Here is a 23,488-nt window from a genome sequence, read left to right as displayed (position 1 = left end):
GCGATAGACGGCGGGGCAGAAGCGCTCGCCGCTGCTCCTGCGCACGCCGCGTGCGCATCGACCGATCACTCCCACATCTGCCGATGAAGACCCTGTTGCTCTATGTCGTGACCGCGATCGCCGAGATCGTCGGCTGCTATCTGCCCTGGCGCTGGCTCAAGGCGGGCGGCCCCGCGTGGCTGCTCGTGCCGGGCGCGTTGAGCCTCGCGCTGTTCGCGTGGCTGCTGACGTTTCATGGCACGGCAGCCGGCCGCGTGTACGCTGCATACGGCGGCGTGTACGTGGCCGTCGCGATACTCTGGCTCTGGGGCGTGGATCACGTGCGCCCGAGCGCGTGGGATCTCGCGGGCGCGGCGCTCACGCTGGCGGGCATGGGGGTCATCGCGTTCCAGCCGCGGGTTTGATCTTCCGTCTGAGGGCAGTCTGGTGGCTCGGCTGGGGGCTCATTTTGCGGCTCATTCGACGGCTCACTTAACCGCTCATTCGACGGCTCATTTGATGGCCTGCCTGATCGCCCACTCAATGCCGCCGTTCGCCGCTTGTTGACCAGGATGAGCGCGAACGGGCGAGCCAGTTCACGCCAGTCCGCGCTTCCGACAGTGGTACTGATCCGCGTTAGCTGTTCGGCTTGCCGAGGTAGTCGAGCTTGCCGAGTTCCACACCGTTGTGACGCAGGATGTCGTATGCCGTCGTGATGTGGAAGTAGAAATTTGGCATTGCGAAGCCGAGCAGATAAGACAAGCCGGTGAACTCGACCGGGCCGCTGCGCATTTTCAGCGTCACTTCGCGCGTTTCCGAACCGTCGATCTGTGCGGCGTTGAACTCCTTCAGATAATCGATCGTTTTCTGAATGCGGGCGTGCATTTCGTCGAACGCGAACTCCACGTCTTCGAACTTCGGCGCTTCGACGCCTGCAAGACGTGCCGCGCAACCCTTCGCGGTGTCCGTCGCGATGTGTACCTGACGGGCCAGCGGGAGCATGTCCGGGAACAGCCGCGCGCCCGTGAGCACGGACGGATCGATCTGTTTTTCCGCCGCGTGCGCCTGGCCCTTGCCGAGAATCGCCTGCAGGTTCGTGAGGCCGCGAATCAGCACGGGAATGGATGCCTGATACATCGAGATGGTCATGGGTGGTCCTCGAATTCGGGGTTCTCGCGCACCCTCCGGCACGCGGTCGCATAGCGTAACGCAACGGCGCATTTGCTGCTGGAGCAGCGTACAGCGATTCCGATGCATGACAAAAGCTAGCCGTTCGGCCAGGTGTCGAGCGTGCAGGAACTGTGTTCGAATCGATTGGTCGGACGGTTGGTTTTCTGTCTCATGACGACGGCGTGTTCGCGGCGCGACGGGTTGCAGCGCGCCCGTCCGCATCGGCCCGTCATGCGCCCGTCGTGTGTCTAACCCGTGGCCCCGCCATGCACTGGGAGAATCGAAACCATGACGAAGCATCCATTGCCCGGCAGCGAACGCCAGGTCGCAGCCGGTTCGAAGGTCGTCGCGCAGTGCGACCCGTCTGAAACGATTCAGGTCGTCGTCGTGCTGCGCCGCAAGGACGAGCAGCAATTCACGCAGTTGATGAAGAAGATCGAGGCGGGCGCGCCGGACGCCAAGCCGTTGTCGCGCGACGAGCTCGAGCAGCGGTTTGGCGCAGCCGCTGAAGACGTCGCGAAGCTCAAGACCTTCGCGTCGCAGCATGGGCTGGCCGTCGTGCGCGAGGACGCATCGGCGCGCACGGTCACATTGAGCGGCACGATCGCGCAGTTCCAGGCGGCGTTCGACGTCAAGCTGCAACACTACGAGCATCATTCGATGGGCCGGTTTCGCGGCCGCACGGGCGCGATCAGCGTGCCCGACGATCTGCATGGCGTCGTGACGGCCGTGCTCGGTCTCGACAACCGTCCGCAGGCGAGGCCGCATTTCCGCATCCGTCCGCCGTTCGCGCCGGCGAAGGCGCGCGAGGCGGCGTCGTTTACGCCGCTGCAGCTCGCGTCGATGTATCAGTTCCCGCAGGGCGACGGCAGCGGGCAGTGCATCGGCATCATCGAACTGGGCGGCGGCTATCGCACCGCCGATCTGACCAGCTATTTTTCGAGCCTTGGCGTGGGCTCGCCGAAGGTCGTCGCCGTCGGCGTCGATCAGGGCGGCAACCATCCGACGGGCGATCCGAACGGACCGGACGGCGAAGTCACCCTCGACGTCGAGATCGCCGGCGCAATCGCGCCTGCCGCCACGATCGCCGTGTACTTCACGACCAACAGCGACGCCGGCTTTATCGACGCCGTGAGCCGCGCCGTTCACGATACGAAGAACAAGCCATCCGTGATTTCGATCAGCTGGGGCGCGCCCGAAAGCGTATGGACGGCGCAATCGATGGCGGCCTTCAACGACGTGCTTCAGTCGGCGGCGGCGGTCGGCGTGACGGTGTGCGCGGCATCGGGCGACAGCGGCTCGACCGACGGCGTGGGCGATGGCAGCGATCACGTCGATTTCCCCGCGTCGAGCCCCTATGTGCTCGCGTGCGGCGGCACGAGCGTGCAAGGCTCCGGGCAAAAGGTCACGCATGAAGTCGTCTGGAACGATGGCGCGGACGGCGGCTCGACGGGCGGCGGCGTGAGCGGCACGTTCCCGGTCCCCCCCTGGCAGGAAGGTCTGTCCACGAAGGGCGCGCAGGGCGGAAAGACCGCGCTGGCGGGCCGCGGCGTGCCGGATGTCGCGGGCGATGCGTCGCCGCTCACCGGCTACGACGTGCTCGTCGACGGCAACAACACCGTGGTCGGCGGCACGAGCGCCGTCGCGCCGCTGTGGGCGGCGCTGATCGCGCGCATCAACGGCGCGAAGGGCGCACCCGTCGGCTTCGTCAATCCGAAGCTGTACAAGGCGGCGGGCGCCTGCAACGACATCACGCAGGGCAACAACGGCAGCTATGCGGCAACCACGGGGTGGGATGCCTGCACGGGATTGGGTAGTCCCAATGGTGTGAAGGTGGCAGCGGCTTTATAGTCTGAACAGCGGGCGCTCGCAGGTCGGGCGCCATGCTTCGGGCGGCGATGAACGCATCGCAACACAAGACCAGGCAACATGTGTACGCATTCGATGGAGCGATCATGACGAATACCGAATCAGCTTCCGGCAGTTTGCAGTCGCCTCACAATTCTCAGGCCGCGCATGGGTCGACGGCTGCGAGCGTGCCGCACGCCACCGGCGACCAGCCGTTCTTCGATCCCGTCGCCTACGGCAACGGGCCCGACGACTCTGTCACCGACACCAGCGAGGGCGCCGCGATCACGAAGCACACGATCACGATCGGCGGCAAGAAGTTCAACTACACGGCAACGGCGGGCCATCTGGTGACGGTCGATCCGTCCAGTTCGCAGCCGAGCGCGAAGATGTTCTACGTCGCGTTCACGCAGGACGGCCAGAAGGAGGAGACGCGGCCCCTCACGTTCTTCTACAACGGCGGGCCGGGGTCGTCGTCGGTGTTCGTGCTGCTCGGGTCGTTCGCGCCGCGCCGCATCAAGACGTCGATGCCGGGCTTCACGCCGCCCGCGCCGTATCAGATGGAAGACAACCCGGACAGCCTGCTCGACAAGAGCGACCTGGTGTTCATCAACCCCGTCGGCACGGGCTACTCGGCTGCCGTCGCGCCGCGCAAGAACCGCGACTTCTGGGGCGTCGACCAGGACGCGGACTCGATCAAGCAGTTCATCAAGCGCTTCCTGACAAAAAACAACCGCTGGAATTCGCCGAAGTTCCTGTTCGGCGAGTCATACGGCACGGCGCGCAGCTGCGTGCTCGCGTACAAGCTGCACGAGGACGGCGTCGATCTGAACGGCGTCACGCTGCAATCGTCGATTCTCGACTACACGCAGGCGGGCAACCCGGTCGGCGCGCTGCCGACGGCCGCTGCGAACGCGTGGTATCACAAGAAGCTCGGCGTCGCGCCACGGCCGACGGACCTCGGCCAGTTCGTCGAAGAAGTCGCGCAGTTCGCGCGCACCGACTATCTGAACGCGCTGCGCAAGTTCCCGACAACCGACAACGCAGTGGTCGAAAAGCTGAGCGAGTACACGGGCATCGACAAGACGACGCTGCTCGCGTGGAGCCTCGACATCGCCGGCTACGACAGCCGCGGCAATTCGCTGTTCCTGACCACGCTGCTCAAGTCGCAAGGGCTTGCGCTCGGCGCGTATGACGGCCGCGTGACGGCAATCGAAACGGGCATCGCGGGCAAGATCGACCCGAACTCGGGCGGCAACGATCCGACCATGACGGCCGTCACGGGCGTCTACACGACGATGTGGAACGTCTATCTGAACGAGCAGCTGAAGTTCACGTCGAACTCGGCGTTCACGGACCTGAATGACCAGGCGTTCAAGTACTGGGACTTCGGCCATATCGATCCGACGGGCGAGCAGAAAGGCATCGACAGCAAGGGCAACATCATCCTGTACACGGCGGGCGATCTCGCGGCCGTCATGGCGCTCAACGTGGATCTGAAGGTGCTGTCGGCGAACGGCTTCTACGATTTCGTCACGCCGTTCTATCAGACGGTGATCGACTTGCAGCAGATGCCGCTGCTCAGCCAGCAGGTGCGGGACAACCTGTCGGCGCGCTTCTATCCGTCGGGGCATATGGTGTATCTCGACGGCGGCTCGCGCACCGCGCTCAAGGCCGATCTCGCGACGATGTACGAATCGACGGTGAGTAACACGGAGGCGCTCGGGCGCGTGCGCGCATTGCAGGCGCGAACGGCGGCGAGGACGTCGGGCACGCACTAGTGGCCTCGCTGCGTCGGCGCGTGTCCGCGCTGGCGCCGGCGCCGTGTCCAGAGCGCAAAGGCAAGGGCATCGCGGCAGGTTTCGCGATGCCCTCGATGCCGTTGATGCCCGCGGCATCGAAAAGCCGAAGCGATTCAAGGCGGTCGTATTTACGTCATCCGGCCCGGATGTGTTTTAATTGTCTGCCGAATTAACTCTTCCGCGTCATGACGACGCGCGCTGATTAATGAATGCAGCGAAGGCGAACGCGCTCGACGAGGCGCACACGAGTCGGATCGAATCATCCGCGCGTCGCGATGTGCGTGCGGGCGTCGCGCGAACGATGCGCAAGCGCGGCCTCATGCTCGCCGCGATAGTGGCGGGATTGCATCTGCATGTGCCCGTCGCGTTCGCACAGGACGCGGCGATGCTCGACGAGCGCGTCACGCAGGAGACGATTGACGAAACGATCTGCAAGCCGGGTTACGCAGATACCGTGTCGCCGCCATTCGACGACCTGATGGCGCACAAGGACCGGCTGCTCTCCGAGCGTGGCATCGATCCCGACCACGGCACGCGCTATGCGCTGGACCGTCGCGTGCCCGTCGTGCTCGGCGGCTCGCCGGATGCGCCGGACAATCTCGATCTTCTGCCGTGGGGCGGGCATCGCGGAGAGCGCCGCAAGGCGCTATTGACGGCAAAACTCAAGCGCTGCGTCTGCGAAGGGCGCATGTCGTTGAGCGACGCGCAGGCCGCGATCGCGGGCAACTGGTCCGCTCACTATGCGGGCTTCGGCAGCGCGCCTTGCAGCGACGATCGAGGCGTCGCGCTCAGCGGCGACGATGGCTCCTGAGGCTCGCTGCATCGGCTGCTGGATGCGAGCCGGCTTTCACGGCGGGCGGGACACCGGCGAACCGTCACTTTCTGGAGAATCGACATGAAGCAACTCTTTCGCGCAACCGTCGCGGCCGTCGTGGCCACGCTCGGCTGCCTTGCCGTCAGCCACGCCGCGTTTGCCGCGTCGCCGCAGCAGTGCGGCAAGGACGACGCTTTGCAGATTCGCGGCGATACGCCCGGCGCGATCAGCTACGACGTGTACAGCCAGTTGCGGCCCCTGACGGCGCGGCGTCTCGCGCTCTTTCAGGAAGCGGGCACGGTGAAGCGACTGCCTGATGGTCTCGACGTATGCGAGATCGCCGATGACGGCGTCGCCGATCCGACAGCCGTGCTCGTGCATGTGCCGCGAGGCAAGATGGCGTGGTGGGTTAGCGCGGCGAATGTCGAAGACGCGGATTGATTTCGCACGCGCGAGCGCGTGAGCGTCGTTTGCTGCGCGGCGCGATTGTGGCTACGCTGGGAGTCTGCGGGTCGAGGTCGACAGACTTTTGCGCGGGACCATAGTAAGTGCTCTGCATGGGGCTGCAGTAAGTGCTGAAGCACCAACTCCACCCGACAGCTAGAAGCTCCAACACTGGCCGACAGCAAATCCATGAGTCGCTGGGGCTGCGTGACCATCATCAACGGAGGGCGTCGCGCGTATGAAGATCATCGTGTGGAACATTCCCGAGTCCTGCTCCGAGCAGGAAGTGCGCGATTTTCTCGGCCGCGAGCTCGGCCATTATGCAAAAGAGATCGAAGTGTTCGAGCAGGGTACGCCGAACGCCTATGCGAACGTGGACGTCGACGCCGACGAACCGTATGTCGCCGATATCATCGCGCAGCAGTTCAACGGCAAGCGCCTGGGCGGCGTTCCGCTGCAGGTCAGCGCCGTGCCGTTCGGTAGCAACGAGACGCCGCCGACGCCCCCGCGTCGCGAATAGCGCCCGCACGCTGCTCCGTGAAACGCATTCTCAGCCGAACGGCGTATAAGGCAGCGCACGCTTGTGCCGCGTGCTTTCGTAGAAGCGCATGACAGTTTCGAATACCGCTTCGCTGACGGGCTTGCCTTCGAGGAAATCGTCGATGTCGTCGTAGCGGATGCCGTATGCGTCCTCGTCCGGACGTTGGGGGCGCAACATCTCGAGGTCGGCGGTCGGCACCTTGTGCGCGAGCGCATCGCTGGCACCGAGCGCGGCGGCGAGCGCGCGCACGCGCCGCTTGTTCAGGCCCGCGAGCGGCAGCACGTCGGCGCCGCCGTCGCCGAACTTCGTGAAGAAACCCATCACCGATTCCGCCGCGTGATCCGTGCCGATCACGATGCCGTGCCGCGCGCTCGCTGCCGCGTACTGCGCGATCATCCGCTCGCGCGCCTTGATATTGCCGTGCACGAAGTCCCGTTGCGAATCGTCGTCAAAGCGCAGGCCGCTCGCTAACAAAGAGCCCAGCATCGCGTCGGCGGCGGGGCGGATGTCGACGGTCAGCGTTTCGTCGGCGCGGATGAACGCGAGCGATTGCTGCGCATCCGTCTCGTCGTGCTGGACGCCGTGAGGCAAGCGCATCGCGACGAAGCGCGCTTCGTACTGCGTGCTGCGCAACCGCTCCACCGCGAGTTGCGCGAGGCCGCCCGCCGTCAACGAATCGACACCGCCGCTGACGCCGAGCACATAGGTCGACAGCCCGCTCGCGCGAAGGTAGTCGGCGAGAAACGCGACGCGCTGCTCGATCTCGTGCGCGGCGTCGAAAGTGGCGGCAACGTGCAGTTCCGCTGCGATCTGCCGCTGACGCGCGGCGCGTTCGTGCTGGTCCATCGAAGCCCCCTCAAAAGCGCGCTGACATGAGCGTCGATGATTGCATGAATGCGCCGAATTGGGTGCGCCGTCATGCGTTGTCTGGTTTAATGTCGAATAACCATAATCAAATCTCGACGATTAAGGCTTTAAATCGATGATGCATGGCCGTCAATCATCGGAAAGCACTGCGTTATACGTTTGTCATTTTTCAGCGAGCGGGGTCCGGGCGCGTCGGCGCCGGCTCCAGAAACGCCCGGCGGCACGCCACAAGCGGCTGCGCGGGTTGGGCAACAGGCAGTGATGTTCGACCACAATGAACAGCAAAAAAGAGAACATGGCAGTTCGTCCGCCTGCACGAGAGAGGGCGGAATCACAAGACGATGAAGAGTGCGGTATCGACGGGGCGAGGCGAAGCGCGAAGATCGCGGGATCGCGGCGGCGTGCGCGCCTCGTTGCGGCGCGGCTCGCGTTGAGCTTTTTCTCAGCGTCGGCGCTGGCCGTGCCGGCGTTCGTCGCAAGTCTCCATGCCGCTCATGCCGCCGATGCGCTGCAAGATCCGGCGAATCCCGCCGTCGATGCTTCGTCGGCAGTCGCGGCGCGCGATGCCGCAGGTGGCGCGGACCCGCGCCGCGCGCTGTTGATGCGCGACGTGTTCGCGCGCAACGTGACGCGCCGTCTGAAGGTGCCCGTTGCCGAGCAGCGCGCGTATGGCGATCGCGTGCAACACGCGCTCGAGCAGGACGAGCTTGGAAATCTGTCGGGCGAGTATGTGGTGCTCGTCGATCGCAATGAAAACGTGCAGGCGCTGTTCATCTACTTTCGCGCGATACCCGCCGACACATGGCAGATGATCGGCGCGTCGCCCGTCGCGACGGGACGGCCGGGTCAGTACGATCACTTCATCACGCCGCTCGGCGTGTTCGAGCACACGCCGGACAACATGGATTTTCGCGCGGAAGGCACGATGAACGACAACGGCATCCGTGGCTACGGCGCGCACGACATGCGCATCTTCGACCTCGGCTGGGCACAGGCCGAGCGCGGCTGGGGCAAGGGAGGCATCTCGCAGATGCGCTTTCAGATGCACGCGACCGATCCCGACAAGCTCGAGCCGATTCTCGGCATCCGGCACTCGAAAGGCTGCGTGCGGATGCCGGCCTCGCTGAACGTGTTTCTCGACCACTACGGCATTCTCGACCGCGAATACGAGGCGCTCGTCGACGAAGGCAGGTCGCTGTGGGTGCTGCATTCTGATCGCGTCGCGACGCCGTGGGCGGGACGCTACATCGTCGTCGTCGATTCGCAGCGCAAGGCGCGGCCCGCCTGGTCGCCGCCGCCGAGCAGGAAAGTCCGCGCACAGGTGCCGCCCGGCGCCGATACGGCGGATTGACGCCGGAGAACCCGTCGGCGGTGTTTCGCGGTTGGCTTTGCGTGGGCAGGACCGCTTAGTCACGACTGCACGCAATCGCAACTGCGCAGTGACAACCGTGCAGTCACAACCGTGCAGTCACAACCGCAGTTACAACCGCAGTTACAACCGCACTGTCACAACCGCGCAGTCACGATCCTGCAATCAGGACCGCGCGATCTCGACCGCATAGTCACGACTGCGCATTCACAGCAATCACACGACCACGCAATCGCAACCGCGCAGTCACGATCCTGCAATTACGACCACGCAATCAGGACTGCGCAGTCACAACCGCGCAGTCACAACCGCGCAACCGCAGCCGCGCAACCGCGCAACCACAACCGCGCAACCACAACCGCGCAACCACAACCGCGCAACCACAACCGCGCAACCACAACCGCGCAACCACAACCACGCAACCACAACCGCGACCGCGCAACCACAACCGCGAAACCACAACCGCGAAACCACAACCACGCAACCACAACCACGCAACCACAACCACGCAACCACAGCAGCCCATTCAAGACCGCGCGAGCAACACGCCGATCAGCGCGACGACAAAGCCCGCCACTTGCACAACAGTCAGCGTTTCGCCGAACCCGACGTAGCCTTCGACGGCCGCGAGCGGCGGCGCGAGAAAGAGCAACGCCGTCGCTCGCGACGCGTCGCCGCGCCGTACCATCCAGACGAGCAGCGTGACGCTCACGCCTGACAGCATCACGATGCCCCACGCCAGCGATACCCACAGCGCCGGCGACGGAATCCATTTGTGCTCGCCGAGCGCCAGCGCGAACACGAGCACGACGATGGCCGCGCCGAAGTTCTGCACGGCGCTCGCGCTGCGGATATCGGCTTTCGATAGCGACGTCTTCTGGATCAGCGTGCCCGCCGTGATCGCGCAAACGGCGAGTATCGACACGGCGACGACCAGCCATGGAGGCGCATCGCCCTGCGCGACGCTCAGATCCGTGGTCGCGAGCCTCGGCTCCAGCACGAGCGCGACGCCTGCGAGGCCGAGCAGCATCCCGGTCCAGCCGCGCACGGACAGACGCTCGCCGAACAGCGGCGCGGCGACGGCGGCCGTCAGAAGCGGCTGCAACGCGCCGAGCAGCGCCATGATGCCCGCGCTCATGCCTTGCGCGACGGCCCAGTAGCCCGCGCCCAGATAGACGCCTTGCAGCAGCGCGCCCGCGATCAGATGCTTGCCGAGCGCGCGGCCCGTCGGCCATTCGACGCGCGCCAGCAGCGCGGCTGCCATGAACAGCAGCGCGGTGCCGCCGAAGCGCGCGAGCAGAAAGAGATTCGGATCGGCGTAAGGCTTGATCGCGCGGGCGACCACGAAACCCGTCGACCACAAGACGACGAACACGACTGCGTTGAGAAAGGCCAGCATCGGAAAGCATGGGAAGCGGACGAAGCACGCAGTATCGATGCAAGAGGGGCGAGCCGTCTTGTTCGAGGCTGCATTGGCGCAGTCGGCGCGAGCCGTGCGACCTACGCGAATCGAGCAACCCAGCGAACCGAGTGAACCGAACAAACCGGGCAAACCGGGCAAACCGAACGAACACTCGCCCGCGTTCGACCTATCCACCGATCAGCGTCTATCGATAGATACCCACCGCTCAATACGTAAGCAGCACCGCCACCGCGCCGAGCACCCCGCCGCAAATCGTGCACGCCCACAGCAGCACACGCGTTCTGCGATATTCGGTCAGCACGTCGCTGACAAGCTGCGCCTGTTGCCTCACGTTCGCCGCTTCGTGCTGATGCTGCAAAAAGCGCACGGCAAGCTGCGGAATGCGCGGCACCAGATGCGCGAGATGCGGCATCTCCTGCGCGATGTGCCTGACCCAGCCGCGATGATCGAACTCACGGCGCGCGAGCGTCGCCAGCACCGAGCGCGCGATCTTCCACGAATCGACGCCCGGATGCAGCGCGTTCGCGAGCATCTCGGCTTGCTCGAACGTGCGCTGCGCGGCGACGAGGCGCGGCGGCACGTCGCCGCCGAACGGACGCACGGCGAACAGCAGATGATGGAACAGCGCGCCCGCCGAGCGCTCGTGCGATTGCGGCGCGAAGTGCGCTTCGGCGCGCGTGCGCAGTTCGGCTTCGAGCTTTTCGGGGCGCGTCTCGCTCGATACGTGTCCGGCTTCGTGATGCAGATGCGCGAGCCGTCCGTAGTCCTGGTCGAAGAGAGCCGTCGCGCCCTGCACGAAGAACTCGCGCTCGTGCGTCGACAGGCTCGACATCACCGCGAAGTCCGCGAGCACGATACGGCCCAGCGTATCCGGCTCGATGCTCACGCGCACGCGGCGCGCGTCGAGTGTCGCGTGGAAGAAGCCGTGCTCGAACGCCTGTTCGGTGACGACTTCGATGATGTGCTCGGCAAGCGGCACCAGCTTCACGCCGCGCGCCGACAGACCCGCGAGATCCAGCGCCGGCAGCGACTCGACATGCTGCATCGCGAGCGTGCGATCGGTGCAAAGCTCCCAGACGACGGCGGGAATCGCGAGGCGCTTGTCGTCGGCGAAGTGATGCGCGGTCTGGCTCAGGTTCGCGGCTTCGGCGCGCAGATCGAAGCGCCGCAGGATGTCCTGCGTGAATGCATCCGCCATGTCGCGCAGCCGCAGACGCCGCGCGTTCTTCGACAGCTTCTCCATCCAGCGCGCGACCCAGCGCAGCAACGCGGCTTCGTCGGCGATTTCCTGAATCTGCGCGGCGCGCACGAGCTTGATCGCAATGTCGCGATGTCCGTTGATCGGCGCGGCGAGGCGCCCGACATGCGTCTGCTCGGCAAAGCCGTTGCGCGCGGGTGTCAGGTCGATCGACGCGAAGAGCGTCGATACGGGACGGCCGAGCGCCGCGGCAATCGCCTGTTCGACTTCGTCCGGCGGCAACGGCGTTTCGAGGTGGGCGACCGCGTCGATCGCGTCGTGCAGCGTGCCCGTCGCGAGTTCGGGGCGGCGCGCGAGCGCCTCGGCGAAAGCGCTCGCAAGCGGGCCGAGATTGGGCAGCGCGCGATGCACGCCGGCGCGCGCGCCCGGCGACGCGTGCACACGCGATGCGAGCGTGACGAACCAGTGCAGCTTGTGATGCTCGGGCGCGGCGAGCCAGACGAGACGCGCGCCGTAGCGCAGCGTGTGGAACAACAGTCGTAGTCGGCGAAACAGGGGAGGCATCGGCGGATCGTTCGGCAGGACGCATCGGCGATGCGTGAAAAGACCGCTCAGATTAGCAGGGATGCGCCGCCGGGAACACCCGCGCGGCGATTGCCCGCGCGCAGCAATCGCGCGAGCGCGGCAAGTGCGCAGCCGCACGGCGATATGGTGAGCATCGGCGGACAGCGAACATCGGCAGACGGCCGCCAGCGTTGGCATGAGACGAGCAGCATGAGACGAGCAGCATGAGACGAGCAGCATGAGACAAGCAGCATGAGACGAGCATGTCGGCATACGATCAGCCGACAGACGGTGCGCCGCCTGCAAGCCTTTCGTTACATTCCGTCCGCGCCGGGTTCCCATGCGTAATACAATACCGGCGACAATCCGGCGGGCCGATCCCATCCCTGAACCACTGCTCGCCGCCTCGCGGCGGCCACCCAACCGATGCTGGCAGAACAACGTCACCAATACATTCTGGCTCAGGTCACCAAGACGGGCGCATTGTCGGTCGCCGAGCTGGTTCGCGAACTGAACGTGTCGCGCGAGACGATCCGCCGCGATCTGAACGCGCTCGCCGAGCGCGGCCTGATCGTCACGACGCATGGCGGCGCGCTGTCGAGCGACCGGCGCGAGCCCGATCTCGACACGCGCGAGGCCGCGAACGCGAGCGCGAAGCGCGCGATCGGCGAGCGCGCGGCGCAACTGGTGCCCGACGGCGCGTCGGTCATCATCGATTCGGGCAGCACGACACATGCCGTCGCGCGCGCGCTGACCGACCGTCACCGGCTGGCCGTCTACACCAACGACTGGCGCATCGCGCTTTTGCTCGGACGCCGCAACGACAATCGCGTGACGCTGCTCGGCGGCGAGCTGTCGGACAACGAAGACGCCGCGTTCGGCCTCGATACGATTCATCAGCTGTCGCACTATCACGCGGACTTCGCGCTGATCGGCGCAGGCGGCATCACGCCGGACGCGCAGCTGTCCGACTACTCGCGCATGGCGGCTGAGGTGCGCGGCCAGATGATCGCGGCCGGCAACACGGTCATCGTGGTCGCCGACAACTCGAAGTTCGGCCGCGTGACGCCCGTGCGCATCGACGGGCTGGAGAAGGCGCGCTACGTCGTGACGGAACTCGCGCCGGATCGCGCGCTCGCGAAGGCGATCACTGCACGCGGTCCGGAACTCCTGATCGCGTGAGTGACGCGCGTCGCTTCATTTCACGCTGAGATCGAGCCGCGCCAGCGTCCGGCCGATGGCGGCGACGGCGTTGTGCATCTCGTTCGTGTCGATCGAGCCGATGCAGCCGACGCGGAACGTCTCCACTTCCGTGAGCTTGCCCGGATACAGGATGTAGCCCGCTTCCCTCACGGCTGCATAAAACTCCGCAAATTGCCACTTCGGATCGCGCGGCGCATGGAACGTGACGATCACGGGCGCCTGCACGTCGGCCGAGAGGAACGTGTCGAAGCCGAGCGCCTTCATGTCGTCGACGAGCGCCGCGCAGTTGCGCGCATAGCGCGCGCCGCGTGCCGGCTGGCCGCCTTCCGCGATGAACTGGTCGAGCGCGGTGCGCAGCGCGGCGACCACGTGCGTCGGTGGCGTAAAGCGCCATTGCGTGGTCTTTTGCATGTACGCGTACTGATCGTACAGGTCGAGCGCGAGCGACGGCGAGCGGCCCTCGCATGCTTCCAGCACGCTGCGCCGCACGATCACGAAGCCCATCCCCGGTACGCCTTCCAGACACTTGCCGCTCGCCGACACCAGCGCGTCGATGCCGCCTTTGCGCAGATCGATGGGCAGCGCGCCGAACGAACTCATCGCATCGACGATCAGGCTCTTGCCGTGGTGCCTGCACACGGCCGCGATCTCGTCGAGCGGATTGAGCAGGCCGGCGCTCGTCTCCAGATGCACCTGCGCGACGTGCGTGATGCGCGGATCGCGGTTGAACGCGTCTTCGATGGCGCGGGCGCTGGCCGGCTCGTCCTCGCGCAGCGGCAGCTCCACACACGCGATGCCCAGGCGTTGCAGCACCTTGATGATGCGCGCGCAATACGCGCCGTTGTTCGGCACCAGCACGCGGCCGTCGCGCGGCACCAGCGTGCCCAGCGCGGCCTCGACGGAGAACGTGCCGCTGCCCTGGAGCGGCACGCAGACGTACTCATTGGCTCCGTGTACGATCTCAACGAGATCGTTGCAGACGCTCTGCGTGATGCCGTTGAACGCAGCGTCCCACGAACCCCAGTCGCGCAGCATCGCTTCGCGCGTGGCAGGCGAGGTCGTCAGCGGTCCCGGCGTGAGCAGGACAGGGTCGTTTCCAAGAATCACACAGCCTCCTTCAAAATCAGTGAAATGCGGGCGAATCGCGCTTTGTCCGGCGCGTGTTGCTTTGCATATTATTGGCCGATTGTGTCATTTTGTGGAAATCTGCACACTCTTCACGTCGGTGTCATAAAAAGAGACCATCCTTGCCGTGCCCGTTCAGACAAGGCAGTTCGAAGCGAGCAATCGTCAAAGGAATGCCTTGGCGCAAACGCCGCAAAAAAAGTTGTCAGCAATCTGCAATTTGCACGGCTTCGGCCGCGAGGTCAGGCGGATGCCCCTTTCGGGGCGCCGCGCGGACACCACCACTATCGGGTTATCACAGGTTTTTTGCCTTTCGGAGAGAACGACATGAAAAAGACGGATCACCTTCGCTCGACGGGCCGCATTGCGCGCAAGCTGCTGCCCGCACTCGTCGCGGCAGCGGCGTTCGGCGGCGCGATGTCCGCGCACGCGGCGGGCGCGGTCGTGCTGTACACGGCTGACGGCCTCGAAAACCTCTACAAGGACGTGCTGCTCGCGTTCGAGAAGCAGGAAGGCGTGAAGGTCAACATCGTGACGGCAGGCAGCGGCGAAGTCGTGAACCGCGCGACCGTCGAAAAGGACGCGCCGAAGGCGGACGTGCTCGTCACGCTGCCGCCGTTCATCCAGCAGGCGGCGCAAGGGGGCCTGTTGCAGAACTACGAGAGCGTGAACTACAAGAACGTGCCCGCGATCGCGAAGGCGTCCGACGGCGCGTGGGCCACGTTCGTGAACAACTACTTCTCGTTCGCGATCAATCCGGAAGTGGTGAAGAACCAGCCGAAGACGTTCGCCGATCTGCTGCACCCCGACTACAGCGGCAAGGTCGCGTACTCGAACCCGGCGACGGCGGGCGACGGCATGGCCGTGATCATCCTGACGACGTCGCTGATGGGCGAAGACAAGGCGTTCGACTATCTGAAGAAGCTGGAGCAAAGCGCCAAGTTCCACACGAAGGGCACGGGCTATCTGGACGTGCTGCTCTCGCGTAACGAAATCGCCGTCGCCAACGGCGATCTGCAGATGGATCTCGACGACGCGGCGAACGGCGGCCTGTCGCTCAAGCCGATCTTCCTCGCAGCCGAGGCAGGCGGCCAGCCGACCACGTTCCAGCTGCCGTACGCAATCGGCCTGATCAAGAACGGTCCGAACCAGGCGCAAGGCAAGAAGCTGATCGACTATCTGATGTCGACGGAAGTGCAGGCGAAGGTGCCCGATATCTTCGGCATTCCGGGCCGCACCGACGTGCCGCTAGCGGGCAAGAACGGCACGGCCGTCAAGCAGGCGATCGCGGGCGTGAAGCTGATCCCCGTCGACTGGAATCACGTGATGTCGAAGAAGGCCGACTGGACGGCTCGCTGGAAGAACGACGTGATCGGCAACTCGGGCAAGCAGATCGAAGTCGTCAAGCCGAAATAATTACGGCGTCTGATGGAAGGACGCGCGGCGTGACGATGGTCGCGCCGCGCGCAAGGCATTTGATGCACCGATGCGCGTGACGCATCCGGTGCTGCAATTCAAGCTCGCCAACGTAGGAGGATGGACCTGGTGAACACTGCAACAACCCTTGCTGGTTCAGGCGCGCTGGACGCCACTCTGCGAGCGGAAGGCGTCGCTCGCACAGGCGAGCCCGGCGGCGTGCAGGTCGAGCATCTGACGGTGCGCTTCGGTTCGCGCACGGTGCTCGACGATCTGTCGCTGACGATCGAGCGCGGCGAACTGTTGACGGTGCTCGGCCGCAGCGGCTGCGGCAAGACGACGTTGCTGCGCTTCATCGCCGGTTTCATCGAGGCCGACGGCCTCGCGGGCACGCTGACGGTCGCGGGCCGCGACATCACGCACGTGCCGCCGCACAAGCGCAATCTGGGCCTGCTGTTCCAGAGCTACGCGCTGTTTCCGCATCTGTCCGTATTCGAGAACGTCGCGTTCGGCCTGCGCGCGCGCCGCATTTCGACGAAGGAAATCGCGCGGCGTGTCGCCGATGCGCTGAAGCTCGTGCAGCTCGGCGATGCCGGCCACGTGATGCCCGCGCAACTGTCGGGCGGCATGCAGCAGCGCGTGGCGCTCGCGCGCGCGCTCGTGATCGAGCCTGACGTGCTGCTGCTCGACGAGCCGCTTTCCGCGCTCGACGCCAATCTGCGCGCGTCGGTGCGTTCCGAACTGAAGGCGCTGCATGAGCGCCTGCCGAATCTGACGATCGTCTGCGTGACGCACGATCAGGACGACGCGCTCGTGCTGTCCGATCGCACGCTGCTGATGCGCGAAGGCCATATCGCGCAGCTCGGCACGCCGCAGGAACTGTACGACAAGCCGAGCGACGCATTCGTCGCCCGCTATCTCGGCGCGGCCAACCTGCTGCCGCCGAATGTCGCGTTTGCGCTCGGCGATGCGCGCCATGCGGAACGCGAGCGTGTCGCTTGCCTGCGTCCCGAGGCGATGCGCATCGTGCCGCTCGGCGAAGGGCAGTTGCACGGCACGATTGCATCCGTCGAATGGTATGGCTCGGTGCTGTCCGCGCAGGTCGCGCTCGATGCGATGCCGGGCGAACCCGTGCACGTGTCGATGCAGCGCGGCAGCGGTGTGATGCCCGAGAAGGGCGCGCGGATTTCCTTGCGTTACGAGGCAGACGATGTCGTCCTTATCAAGCCCTGACGCGCTCGCCAACCGCGACGCGCTGCGCGCGGCGACGGCCGCGTCGCATGCGGCGGCGAAGCGCCGGCGCGAACGCATGTCGCAATGGCATTTGCTGTTTCTCGCCGTATTCGTGCTCGGCCCGCTCGTGATCTATCCGCTCGTGCGTCTCGTGATGCTGAGCCTGACGGGCGCGCATGGGCTGAGCTTTCACGCGTATTCGGCGTTCTTCCGGAATCCGGAGACGAGCGGCGTGATCGGCACGACGCTGTGGATCCTGTTCGCGAGCGCGGGCCTCGCGTCGGTGCTCGGTGTCGCGCTCGCGTCGCTGCTGTTCTTCAAGCCGTTTCCGGGCGCGCGGCTCGTCACGCGGTTTCTGGAACTGTTCGTGGCGTTCCCGTCGTTTCTCGTCGCGTTCACGCTGATCTTTCTGTACGGCTCGCAAGGCTCCGTCAGCATCGGGCTGCAGCGGCTCTTTCATCTCGAAGCGCCGCCGCTCGATTTCCTGTTCGGCATCGGCGGCGTGATTCTCGCGGAAGTGGTGTTCTACGCGCCGTTCGTCGTGCGTCCGACGCTCGCGTCGTTCGCGATGCTCGACATGCGTCTGATCGAAGCGGCGCGTAGCCTCGGCGCGAATGGCTGGATGGTCGCGTTTCGCGTGATCGTGCCGCTCGCGTGGCCGGGCATCGCGGCGGGCACGATCCTGTGCTTCCTGCTGACGCTGAACGAGTTCGGCATTCTGCTCGTGCTCGGCAGCGCGCATCTGATCACGCTGCCCGTGGCGATCTACAGCTCGGCTACCGTCGATCTCGATCTGCCGACGGCGGCTGCGGGCGCGGTCGTGATGCTGGCGATGTCGCTGTCGTTGTATGCGCTGTACCGCCAGGTCAACAAGCGCAAGGTGGGAGGACCGAAGTAATGTCCGACGTCGATCAAACCGTGCTGCCTGCCGTGCATCATCGCGCGCGGCCCGTTCAGCACAGGCTCGTCACGCGCGTCGCCGGCGGTCTCTTCATGGCGTTCGCCGCATTGCTGTGCTTCTGGCTCTTCGTGCTGCCCGTGATCGTCGTCGCGCTGTCGAGCGTCGCCGCGCACTGGTCGGGCACGATCCTGCCGGACGGCTTCAGCATGCGCTGGTTCGAGCGCCTCGGCGGCAGCGATTTCGATGCGCTCGTGACCAGCTTGCAGATCGGCTTCGGCGTCGCGATTCTCGGGACCGTGCTCGGTCTGTGGCTCGCGCTCGCGCTCGAAGGGCGCGACCGGCGCGGCCTCGGCGCGCTCGTCGATACGATCGCGATGGTGCCCAACGGCGTGCCGAGCGTCGTGCTCGGTCTCGCCGTGCTGATCGCGTATCACAAGAAGCCACTCGATCTGTCGAGCTCGGCCGCGATCGTCGTGTTCGTGCAGCTGGCGCTGGTGCTGCCGTTCTGTTATCGCTGCGCGGCGGCGGCATTGCGGCCGGAGCTGACGATCCTGCGCGAAGCGGCCGCGAGCCTCGGTGCGCCGCCGTCGATGGTGCTGCGCCGTGTCGTGCTGCCGCAACTGGTGCCCGCGATCCGCGCGTCGCTTGCGCTCGGCTTCGCGCTGTCGCTCGGCGAGCTGGGCGCGACGCTGACTGTTTATCCGCCGGGCTTCGCGACGGTGCCGATCGTCGTCGTCGGCCAGGTCGAGCGCGGCTATTACCTGCCGGCGTCCGCGCTGTCTCTGATTCTGCTGCTCGCGTCGCTGGCTGCGCTATTGCTGATTGCTGCGCGCGTGCCGCGCCGTCGCGTGGACTGACAACAACGTTTCCTGGTTTTTCGTGAGGTGTGCCTGTGTCGGCGTGCCTCGCATCGTGATGTGGCAAAAATTGTCGAAATGACCGAAAATATGGAAATTGTGTCGGATGATCGGATCGAGGTGGTCAGGCGGCATTCGCTGACGGCGCTGGTACGCGACGAGATCGAGCGCAACATCGTCGACGGCAGGCTGGCGCCCGGCGACAAGCTCAACGAAGCCGACTGGGCCGCGCGTCTGCAGGTGTCGCGCGGGCCCGTGCGCGAGGCGTTTCGCGCGCTGGAGCAGGCCGGCCTCGTGCGCAACGAGAAGAATCGCGGCGTGTTCGTGCGCACGGTGTCGCTGGCGGAGGCCGACGAGATTTACGCGGTGCGCGCGGTGCTCGAACAGGCGGCGTGCCGGATGCTCGCGCAGCGTATCGACGCCGCGCAACTGGCTGCGCTGCGCGCGCATGTCGATGCGATGCATGCCGCGCTCGAAGCCGGCGAGCACGATGTGTATGCGCGAGAAAACGTCGCGTTTCACGATGCGATCGTCGCGATGGCGGGCAACGGCAAGCTGTATGAGACGTATCGCAGGCTGGTCGGCGAATTGAGTCTGTTCAGGCGCGCGGCGCTCGGCGTGCGCGGCGACGCGATGGAGCGTTCGCTTGCCGAGCATCGCGCGATTCTGTCGGCGCTCGCCGCGCGCGATGCGGACGAAGCGGCGCGGCGGATGCTCGCGCACGTCGACGGCGGCAGGCAGCGTGCGCATGAGGCGGCCGCGCCGCATCGATCCGGCGAACAGGGTGATCGCGATGATCGCAACGAACGGGACGACGGCTTGAGCGCGCTGCTCGCCTGAGTCGCAGGAACCAATGAGGAACACGCGTCAGCGACGCGTAGGGAAGAGAACGATGGCAATCCAATCCGAACGTAGTGTTGAAGTGAATGGCCGCAGCTACCGGTTGCCGGCGACGCCGACGGTGGTCGTGTGCGTCGATGGCTGCGAGTACGACTATCTGGAAGCGGCCGTGAACGCGGGCGTGGCGCCGTATATCGGCAAGATGCTGCGCGACGGCGCGGCGTTCAGGGGCGACTGCGTGATTCCGTCGTTCACGAACCCGAACAACCTGTCGATCGTGTGCGGCGTGCCGCCTTCCGTGCATGGCATCTGCGGCAACTACTTCTGGGACCCGCAGGCGAACGACGGCAAGGGCGCGGAAGTGATGATGAACGATCCCGCGTATCTGCGCGCGCCGACGTTGCTCGCGGCAGCCGCCGATGCGGGCGCGGCCGTCGCCGTCGTCACGGCGAAGGACAAGCTGCGCCGTCTGCTCGGCAACAAGATGAAGGGCATCTGCTTTTCGGCGGAAAAGGCCGACAAGGTGACGCTCGAAGAAAACGGCATCGGCGAAGTGCTGGATCTGGTCGGCCGGCCGTTGCCCGATGTGTACAGCGCGGACCTTTCCGAATTCGTGTTCGCCGCGGGCGTGCGGCTTGCGCAGACGCGCAAGCTCGACTTGATGTATCTGTCGACGACCGACTACATCCAGCACAAGTGGGCGCCCGGCACGGAAGGCGCGAACGCGTTCTACGCGATGATGGACGGCTATCTGGCGCAACTCGATGCGCTCGGCTGGGTGATCGGACTGACGGCCGACCACGGGATGAACGCGAAGCACGATCCGCAGACGGGCGAGCCGAACGTCATCTATCTGCAGGACCTGATGGACGAATGGCTCGGCGCGCGGGCGGCGCGCGTCATTCTGCCCATCACCGATCCGTATGTCGTGCATCACGGCGCGCTCGGGTCGTTCGCGACGATCTATCTGCCGCGCGACGTGAATGCGCAACAGGTGATCGAGCGCCTCGGCGGCCTGAAGGACATCGAAGCGGTGCTCGACAACAAGGCCGCATGCGAGCGCTTCGAGTTGCCGAACGATCGCGTCGGCGACATCGTCGTGGTCAGCAAAAAGAACACGGCGCTCGGCACACGCCGCAACGAGCACGATCTCTCGGGACTGACGGTGCCGCTACGCTCGCACGGCGGCCTGTCCGAACAGGAAGTGCCATTGCTCTTCAATCGACGCATCAGCGAAGCACGCGTCGCGGGCAAGCGTCTGCGCAATTTCGACGTGTTCGATCTCGCGCTCAACCATGTGGCGGCATCATGAACGCAATGCTCCCGTCCAACGATCACCCCGCGTTTCGCGCGGAAGCGCTGCGCCTGAAGGGCGAGCGCGCGGTGCGTTCGCGCACGCTCGACGTGTTCGATCCGTACACAGGCATGCGCGTCGGTACGGTGCCGATGGCGAGCGTCGACGATGTGCGTGCGGCGTTCGACTACGCGGCCGCCTATTCAGCGAAGCTCACGCGCTATGAGCGCTCGCAGATTCTCGAGCGCGCGGGCATGCTGCTGCGCGAGCGGACGGAAGAAGCGTCCGATTTGATTTCGCTCGAATCGGGTCTGTCGAAGCAGGACACGCTGCATGAAATCGGGCGTGTCGCGGATGTGCTGAAGTTCGCGTCGATCGAAGCATTGCGCGACGACGGCCAGAGTTTCTCGTGCGATCTGACGCCGCATGGCAAGAGGCGGCGGGTGTTCACGCAGCGCGATCCGCTAGCGGGTGTGATCGTCGCGATCACGCCGTTCAATCACCCGATGAACCAGGTCGCGCACAAGATCGCGCCTGCGATTGCGACGAACAATCGCGTGATCCTGAAGCCTTCGGAGAAGGTGCCGCTGTCGGCGCTTTATCTCGCGGATGTGTTGTATGAAGCGGGACTGCCCGCGCCGATGCTGCAGGTGCTCACGGGCGACCCGCGCGAAATCGCCGACGAGCTGGTCACGAATCCGCTCGCCGAACTCGTGACGTTCACGGGCGGCGTGGCGATCGGCAAGCATATCGCCGAGCGCGCGGGGTATCGGCGCGTCGTGCTGGAACTCGGCGGCAACGATCCGCTGATCGTGCTCGAAGACGCGGATGTCGAGCGTGCCGCCGCGCTGGCCGTGCAGGGCTCGTACAAGAACTCCGGTCAGCGCTGCACGGCCGTCAAGCGGATGATCGTGCAGAAGAGCATCGCTGCGCGCTTCACGGAGCTGGTCGTCGAGAAGACGCGCGAGTGGACATACGGCGATCCGTTCGACCAGTCGAACCAGATGGGCACGGTGATCGACGAAGCGGCCGCGCGGCTCTTCGAATCGCGCGTGAACGAAGCGGTTGCGCAGGGCGCGCGTCTGCTCGTCGGCAATGAGCGCAAGGGCGCGCTGTATTCGCCGACGGTCGTCGATGGCGTCGATCCGTCGATGACGCTGATTCGCGAGGAAACGTTCGGCCCCGTGTCGCCGATCATCACGTTCGATACGCTCGACGACGCGATTCGCATCAGCAACGGCACGCCGTTCGGTTTGTCGTGCGGCCTGTGCACGAACCGGCAGGACGCGATTCCGCGCTTCATCAACGAATTGCGCGTGGGCACGGTGAACGTGTGGGAGGTGCCGGGGTATCGCGTCGAACTGACGCCGTTCGGCGGCATCAAGGATTCGGGCCTCGGCTACAAGGAGGGCGTGCAGGAAGCGATGAAGAGCTTCACGAACCTCAAGACCTTTTCTCTTCCGTGGGAGTGATGTTGTGGCATTGAATCTCGACGACATTCGCGGATTGTTCGAAGCGCATGGCCGGCTCGCATACAGCGGCGAGCCGGTGACGCAGCTCGAACATGCATTGCAAAGCGGCGCGCTCGCGGAAGCGGCGGGGGCCTCCGATGAACTGGTCGCTGCGGCGTTCCTGCATGACCTCGGACATCTGCTGAACCGCCAGGGCGAAACGCCGACGGCGCGCGGCATCGACGATCTTCACCAGTACTTCGCGTTGCCGTTTCTGCGGCCCGTGCTGCCGGACGCGGTGCTCGAGCCGATCCGTCTGCATGTCGATGCAAAGCGCTGTCTGTGCGCGATCGACGCGACTTACTTCGGGCGGTTATCGGCGGATTCCGTGCGCAGTCTCGAACTGCAGGGCGGCATCTACACCGATGACGAGGCGCAGGCTTTCCTGAAGAAGCCTTATGCCGAGGACGCGTTGCGTTTGCGTCGCTGGGACGATCTGGCGAAGGAGGAGAATCGCGCGACGCCGGATCTCGATCACTATCTCGACGTCGTGTCGCGTGTGATGGAAAGGCATGCTGTCGTTTGATCTTCTATCGTTAAGACAGACCCGTGCAGAGGCGCTGATATCGCGTTCATATGTCATGCGCTTTACGCACGTCGAAAAACCGCTTGCAACGGCGCAGGCAAGCGCCTAGAATTCCGCTCTTTCGCGCGGCGGACACCGCAGCGCGAGGGAAGCGGGGAAGGCGGGAGAGCCGGTAGTGATGCGGTTTCCGGCGAGGTCGGCAGGGACTTCGGTAGTAAAAAACCTGTTGACGAACACCGGAAGGTTCTTCATAATCTCGTTTCTCTGCTGCTGATGCAGCAACGCAGTGAAGGCAAGGCGCCTCCTGCGGATGTTCTTTAAAAACTAACAGCCGACAGGTGTGGGTGCTCGATGATGGCGCGCGGTGGTTCGCATGAACTGCCGAAGGCAAAAGTAATCGAGTCTCACACAGAAAGAAATTGAGGAAGGTTTGATAGGGTTGAGAAACCCGGTCGAACCATCTGTCAGTGATTTTGAGTGAGCGACCGGTTCGTCAAGAACCGAAAACAGTAACAGGTTTGAACTGAAGAGTTTGATCCTGGCTCAGATTGAACGCTGGCGGC

Annotated in this window: 21 protein-coding genes; 16 read left to right on the top strand and 5 right to left on the bottom strand. The window is 65.1% G+C overall.

Annotated features, from left to right (window positions below):
• The first annotated feature begins 83 nt into the window (after positions 1-83).
• Positions 84-404: a YnfA family protein gene (locus tag VSR68_RS41120; RefSeq protein WP_342945154.1), complete on the top strand. Its 321-nt coding sequence runs from the start codon at positions 84-86 to the stop codon at positions 402-404.
• Positions 405-615: 211 nt separating this feature from the next.
• Here VSR68_RS41120 and VSR68_RS41115 read toward each other — a convergent pair whose 3' ends face one another.
• Positions 616-1,128 carry a DUF1993 domain-containing protein gene (locus VSR68_RS41115; protein WP_342945153.1) on the bottom strand — a complete coding sequence of 171 codons (513 nt, stop codon included), beginning with the start codon at positions 1,126-1,128 and terminating at the stop codon, positions 616-618.
• Between the two features lie 309 nt (positions 1,129-1,437).
• Between VSR68_RS41115 and VSR68_RS41110 the strand changes: the two genes are divergently transcribed.
• The 5 genes from VSR68_RS41110 (at position 1,438) to VSR68_RS41090 (ending at position 6,577) form a co-directional block, all read left to right on the top strand.
• Entirely contained in the window at positions 1,438-3,000 is a 1,563-nt protein-coding gene (locus VSR68_RS41110; RefSeq protein WP_342945152.1) for a S53 family peptidase, read from the top strand.
• A gap of 104 nt (positions 3,001-3,104) precedes the next feature.
• Positions 3,105-4,778 carry a S10 family peptidase gene (locus VSR68_RS41105; protein ID WP_342945151.1) on the top strand — a complete coding sequence of 558 codons (1,674 nt, stop codon included), beginning with the start codon at positions 3,105-3,107 and terminating at the stop codon, positions 4,776-4,778.
• Between the two features lie 226 nt (positions 4,779-5,004).
• Entirely contained in the window at positions 5,005-5,610 is a 606-nt protein-coding gene (locus tag VSR68_RS41100) for a hypothetical protein (protein ID WP_342945150.1), read from the top strand.
• An 84-nt stretch (positions 5,611-5,694) separates the two neighbouring features.
• The gene (locus VSR68_RS41095; protein WP_342945149.1) at positions 5,695-6,054 is read left to right on the top strand and encodes a hypothetical protein; all 360 of its coding nucleotides are present in this window, start codon (positions 5,695-5,697) and stop codon (positions 6,052-6,054) included.
• A 241-nt stretch (positions 6,055-6,295) separates the two neighbouring features.
• The gene (locus VSR68_RS41090) at positions 6,296-6,577 is read left to right on the top strand and encodes an RNA-binding protein (protein ID WP_342945148.1); all 282 of its coding nucleotides are present in this window, start codon (positions 6,296-6,298) and stop codon (positions 6,575-6,577) included.
• Positions 6,578-6,607: 30 nt separating this feature from the next.
• On the opposite strand, the gene nadE is transcribed toward VSR68_RS41090, so the two are convergent.
• Positions 6,608-7,444: an ammonia-dependent NAD(+) synthetase gene (gene nadE, locus VSR68_RS41085; RefSeq protein WP_342945147.1), complete on the bottom strand. Its 837-nt coding sequence runs from the start codon at positions 7,442-7,444 to the stop codon at positions 6,608-6,610.
• A 451-nt stretch (positions 7,445-7,895) separates the two neighbouring features.
• Here nadE and VSR68_RS41080 point away from each other — a divergent pair, with 451 nt between their 5' ends.
• Entirely contained in the window at positions 7,896-8,816 is a 921-nt protein-coding gene (locus VSR68_RS41080) for a L,D-transpeptidase (RefSeq protein WP_428983702.1), read from the top strand.
• 544 nt (positions 8,817-9,360) lie between these two features.
• Here the strand turns inward: VSR68_RS41080 and VSR68_RS41075 are convergent.
• Positions 9,361-10,233, bottom strand: coding sequence for a DMT family transporter (locus VSR68_RS41075; protein ID WP_342945145.1), 873 nt, complete (start codon positions 10,231-10,233; stop codon positions 9,361-9,363).
• Positions 10,234-10,462: 229 nt separating this feature from the next.
• On the bottom strand, positions 10,463-12,019 hold the full coding sequence (locus VSR68_RS41070) for an ABC1 kinase family protein (RefSeq protein WP_342945144.1): 1,557 nt from the start codon (positions 12,017-12,019) through the stop codon (positions 10,463-10,465).
• A gap of 426 nt (positions 12,020-12,445) precedes the next feature.
• Between VSR68_RS41070 and VSR68_RS41065 the strand changes: the two genes are divergently transcribed.
• Complete coding sequence (locus VSR68_RS41065) at positions 12,446-13,201, top strand: DeoR/GlpR family DNA-binding transcription regulator (protein WP_342945143.1); 756 nt, start codon at positions 12,446-12,448, stop codon at positions 13,199-13,201.
• A gap of 15 nt (positions 13,202-13,216) precedes the next feature.
• On the opposite strand, the gene VSR68_RS41060 is transcribed toward VSR68_RS41065, so the two are convergent.
• Positions 13,217-14,329, bottom strand: a complete 1,113-nt coding sequence (locus VSR68_RS41060; RefSeq protein WP_428983701.1) for a 2-aminoethylphosphonate--pyruvate transaminase — start codon at positions 14,327-14,329, stop codon at positions 13,217-13,219.
• A 345-nt stretch (positions 14,330-14,674) separates the two neighbouring features.
• Here VSR68_RS41060 and phnS point away from each other — a divergent pair, with 345 nt between their 5' ends.
• The 8 genes from phnS (at position 14,675) to VSR68_RS41020 (ending at position 22,925) form a co-directional block, all read left to right on the top strand.
• On the top strand, positions 14,675-15,763 hold the full coding sequence (gene phnS / locus VSR68_RS41055) for a 2-aminoethylphosphonate ABC transporter substrate-binding protein (protein ID WP_342945142.1): 1,089 nt from the start codon (positions 14,675-14,677) through the stop codon (positions 15,761-15,763).
• 129 nt (positions 15,764-15,892) lie between these two features.
• A complete protein-coding gene (gene phnT / locus VSR68_RS41050; RefSeq protein ID WP_342945141.1) occupies positions 15,893-16,996 on the top strand; it encodes a 2-aminoethylphosphonate ABC transport system ATP-binding subunit PhnT in 1,104 nt (367 codons plus the stop codon).
• Positions 16,974-17,894, top strand: a complete 921-nt coding sequence (locus VSR68_RS41045) for a 2-aminoethylphosphonate ABC transporter permease subunit (protein ID WP_342945140.1) — start codon at positions 16,974-16,976, stop codon at positions 17,892-17,894. Before phnT ends, VSR68_RS41045 begins: the two co-directional genes overlap by 23 nt.
• On the top strand, positions 17,894-18,754 hold the full coding sequence (phnV, locus tag VSR68_RS41040) for a 2-aminoethylphosphonate ABC transport system, membrane component PhnV (protein WP_342945139.1): 861 nt from the start codon (positions 17,894-17,896) through the stop codon (positions 18,752-18,754). The genes VSR68_RS41045 and phnV overlap by 1 nt, the downstream gene beginning before the upstream one ends.
• Positions 18,755-18,832: 78 nt before the next feature.
• Positions 18,833-19,594, top strand: coding sequence for a phosphonate utilization associated transcriptional regulator (locus VSR68_RS41035; RefSeq protein ID WP_342945138.1), 762 nt, complete (start codon positions 18,833-18,835; stop codon positions 19,592-19,594).
• Positions 19,595-19,646: 52 nt separating this feature from the next.
• On the top strand, positions 19,647-20,906 hold the full coding sequence (gene phnA, locus VSR68_RS41030) for a phosphonoacetate hydrolase (RefSeq protein WP_342945137.1): 1,260 nt from the start codon (positions 19,647-19,649) through the stop codon (positions 20,904-20,906).
• Positions 20,903-22,360: a phosphonoacetaldehyde dehydrogenase gene (gene phnY / locus VSR68_RS41025; RefSeq protein WP_342945136.1), complete on the top strand. Its 1,458-nt coding sequence runs from the start codon at positions 20,903-20,905 to the stop codon at positions 22,358-22,360. Before phnA ends, phnY begins: the two co-directional genes overlap by 4 nt.
• 4 nt (positions 22,361-22,364) lie before the next feature.
• On the top strand, positions 22,365-22,925 hold the full coding sequence (locus VSR68_RS41020; RefSeq protein WP_342945135.1) for a phosphonate degradation HD-domain oxygenase: 561 nt from the start codon (positions 22,365-22,367) through the stop codon (positions 22,923-22,925).
• Positions 22,926-23,488 lie beyond the last annotated feature (563 nt).

Origin of the sequence: Paraburkholderia phymatum (assembly GCF_038900715.1) — a bacterium.
Lineage (GTDB): Bacteria > Pseudomonadota > Gammaproteobacteria > Burkholderiales > Burkholderiaceae > Paraburkholderia > Paraburkholderia phymatum_A.
This window is presented reverse-complemented; position numbering and strand designations above follow the sequence as displayed.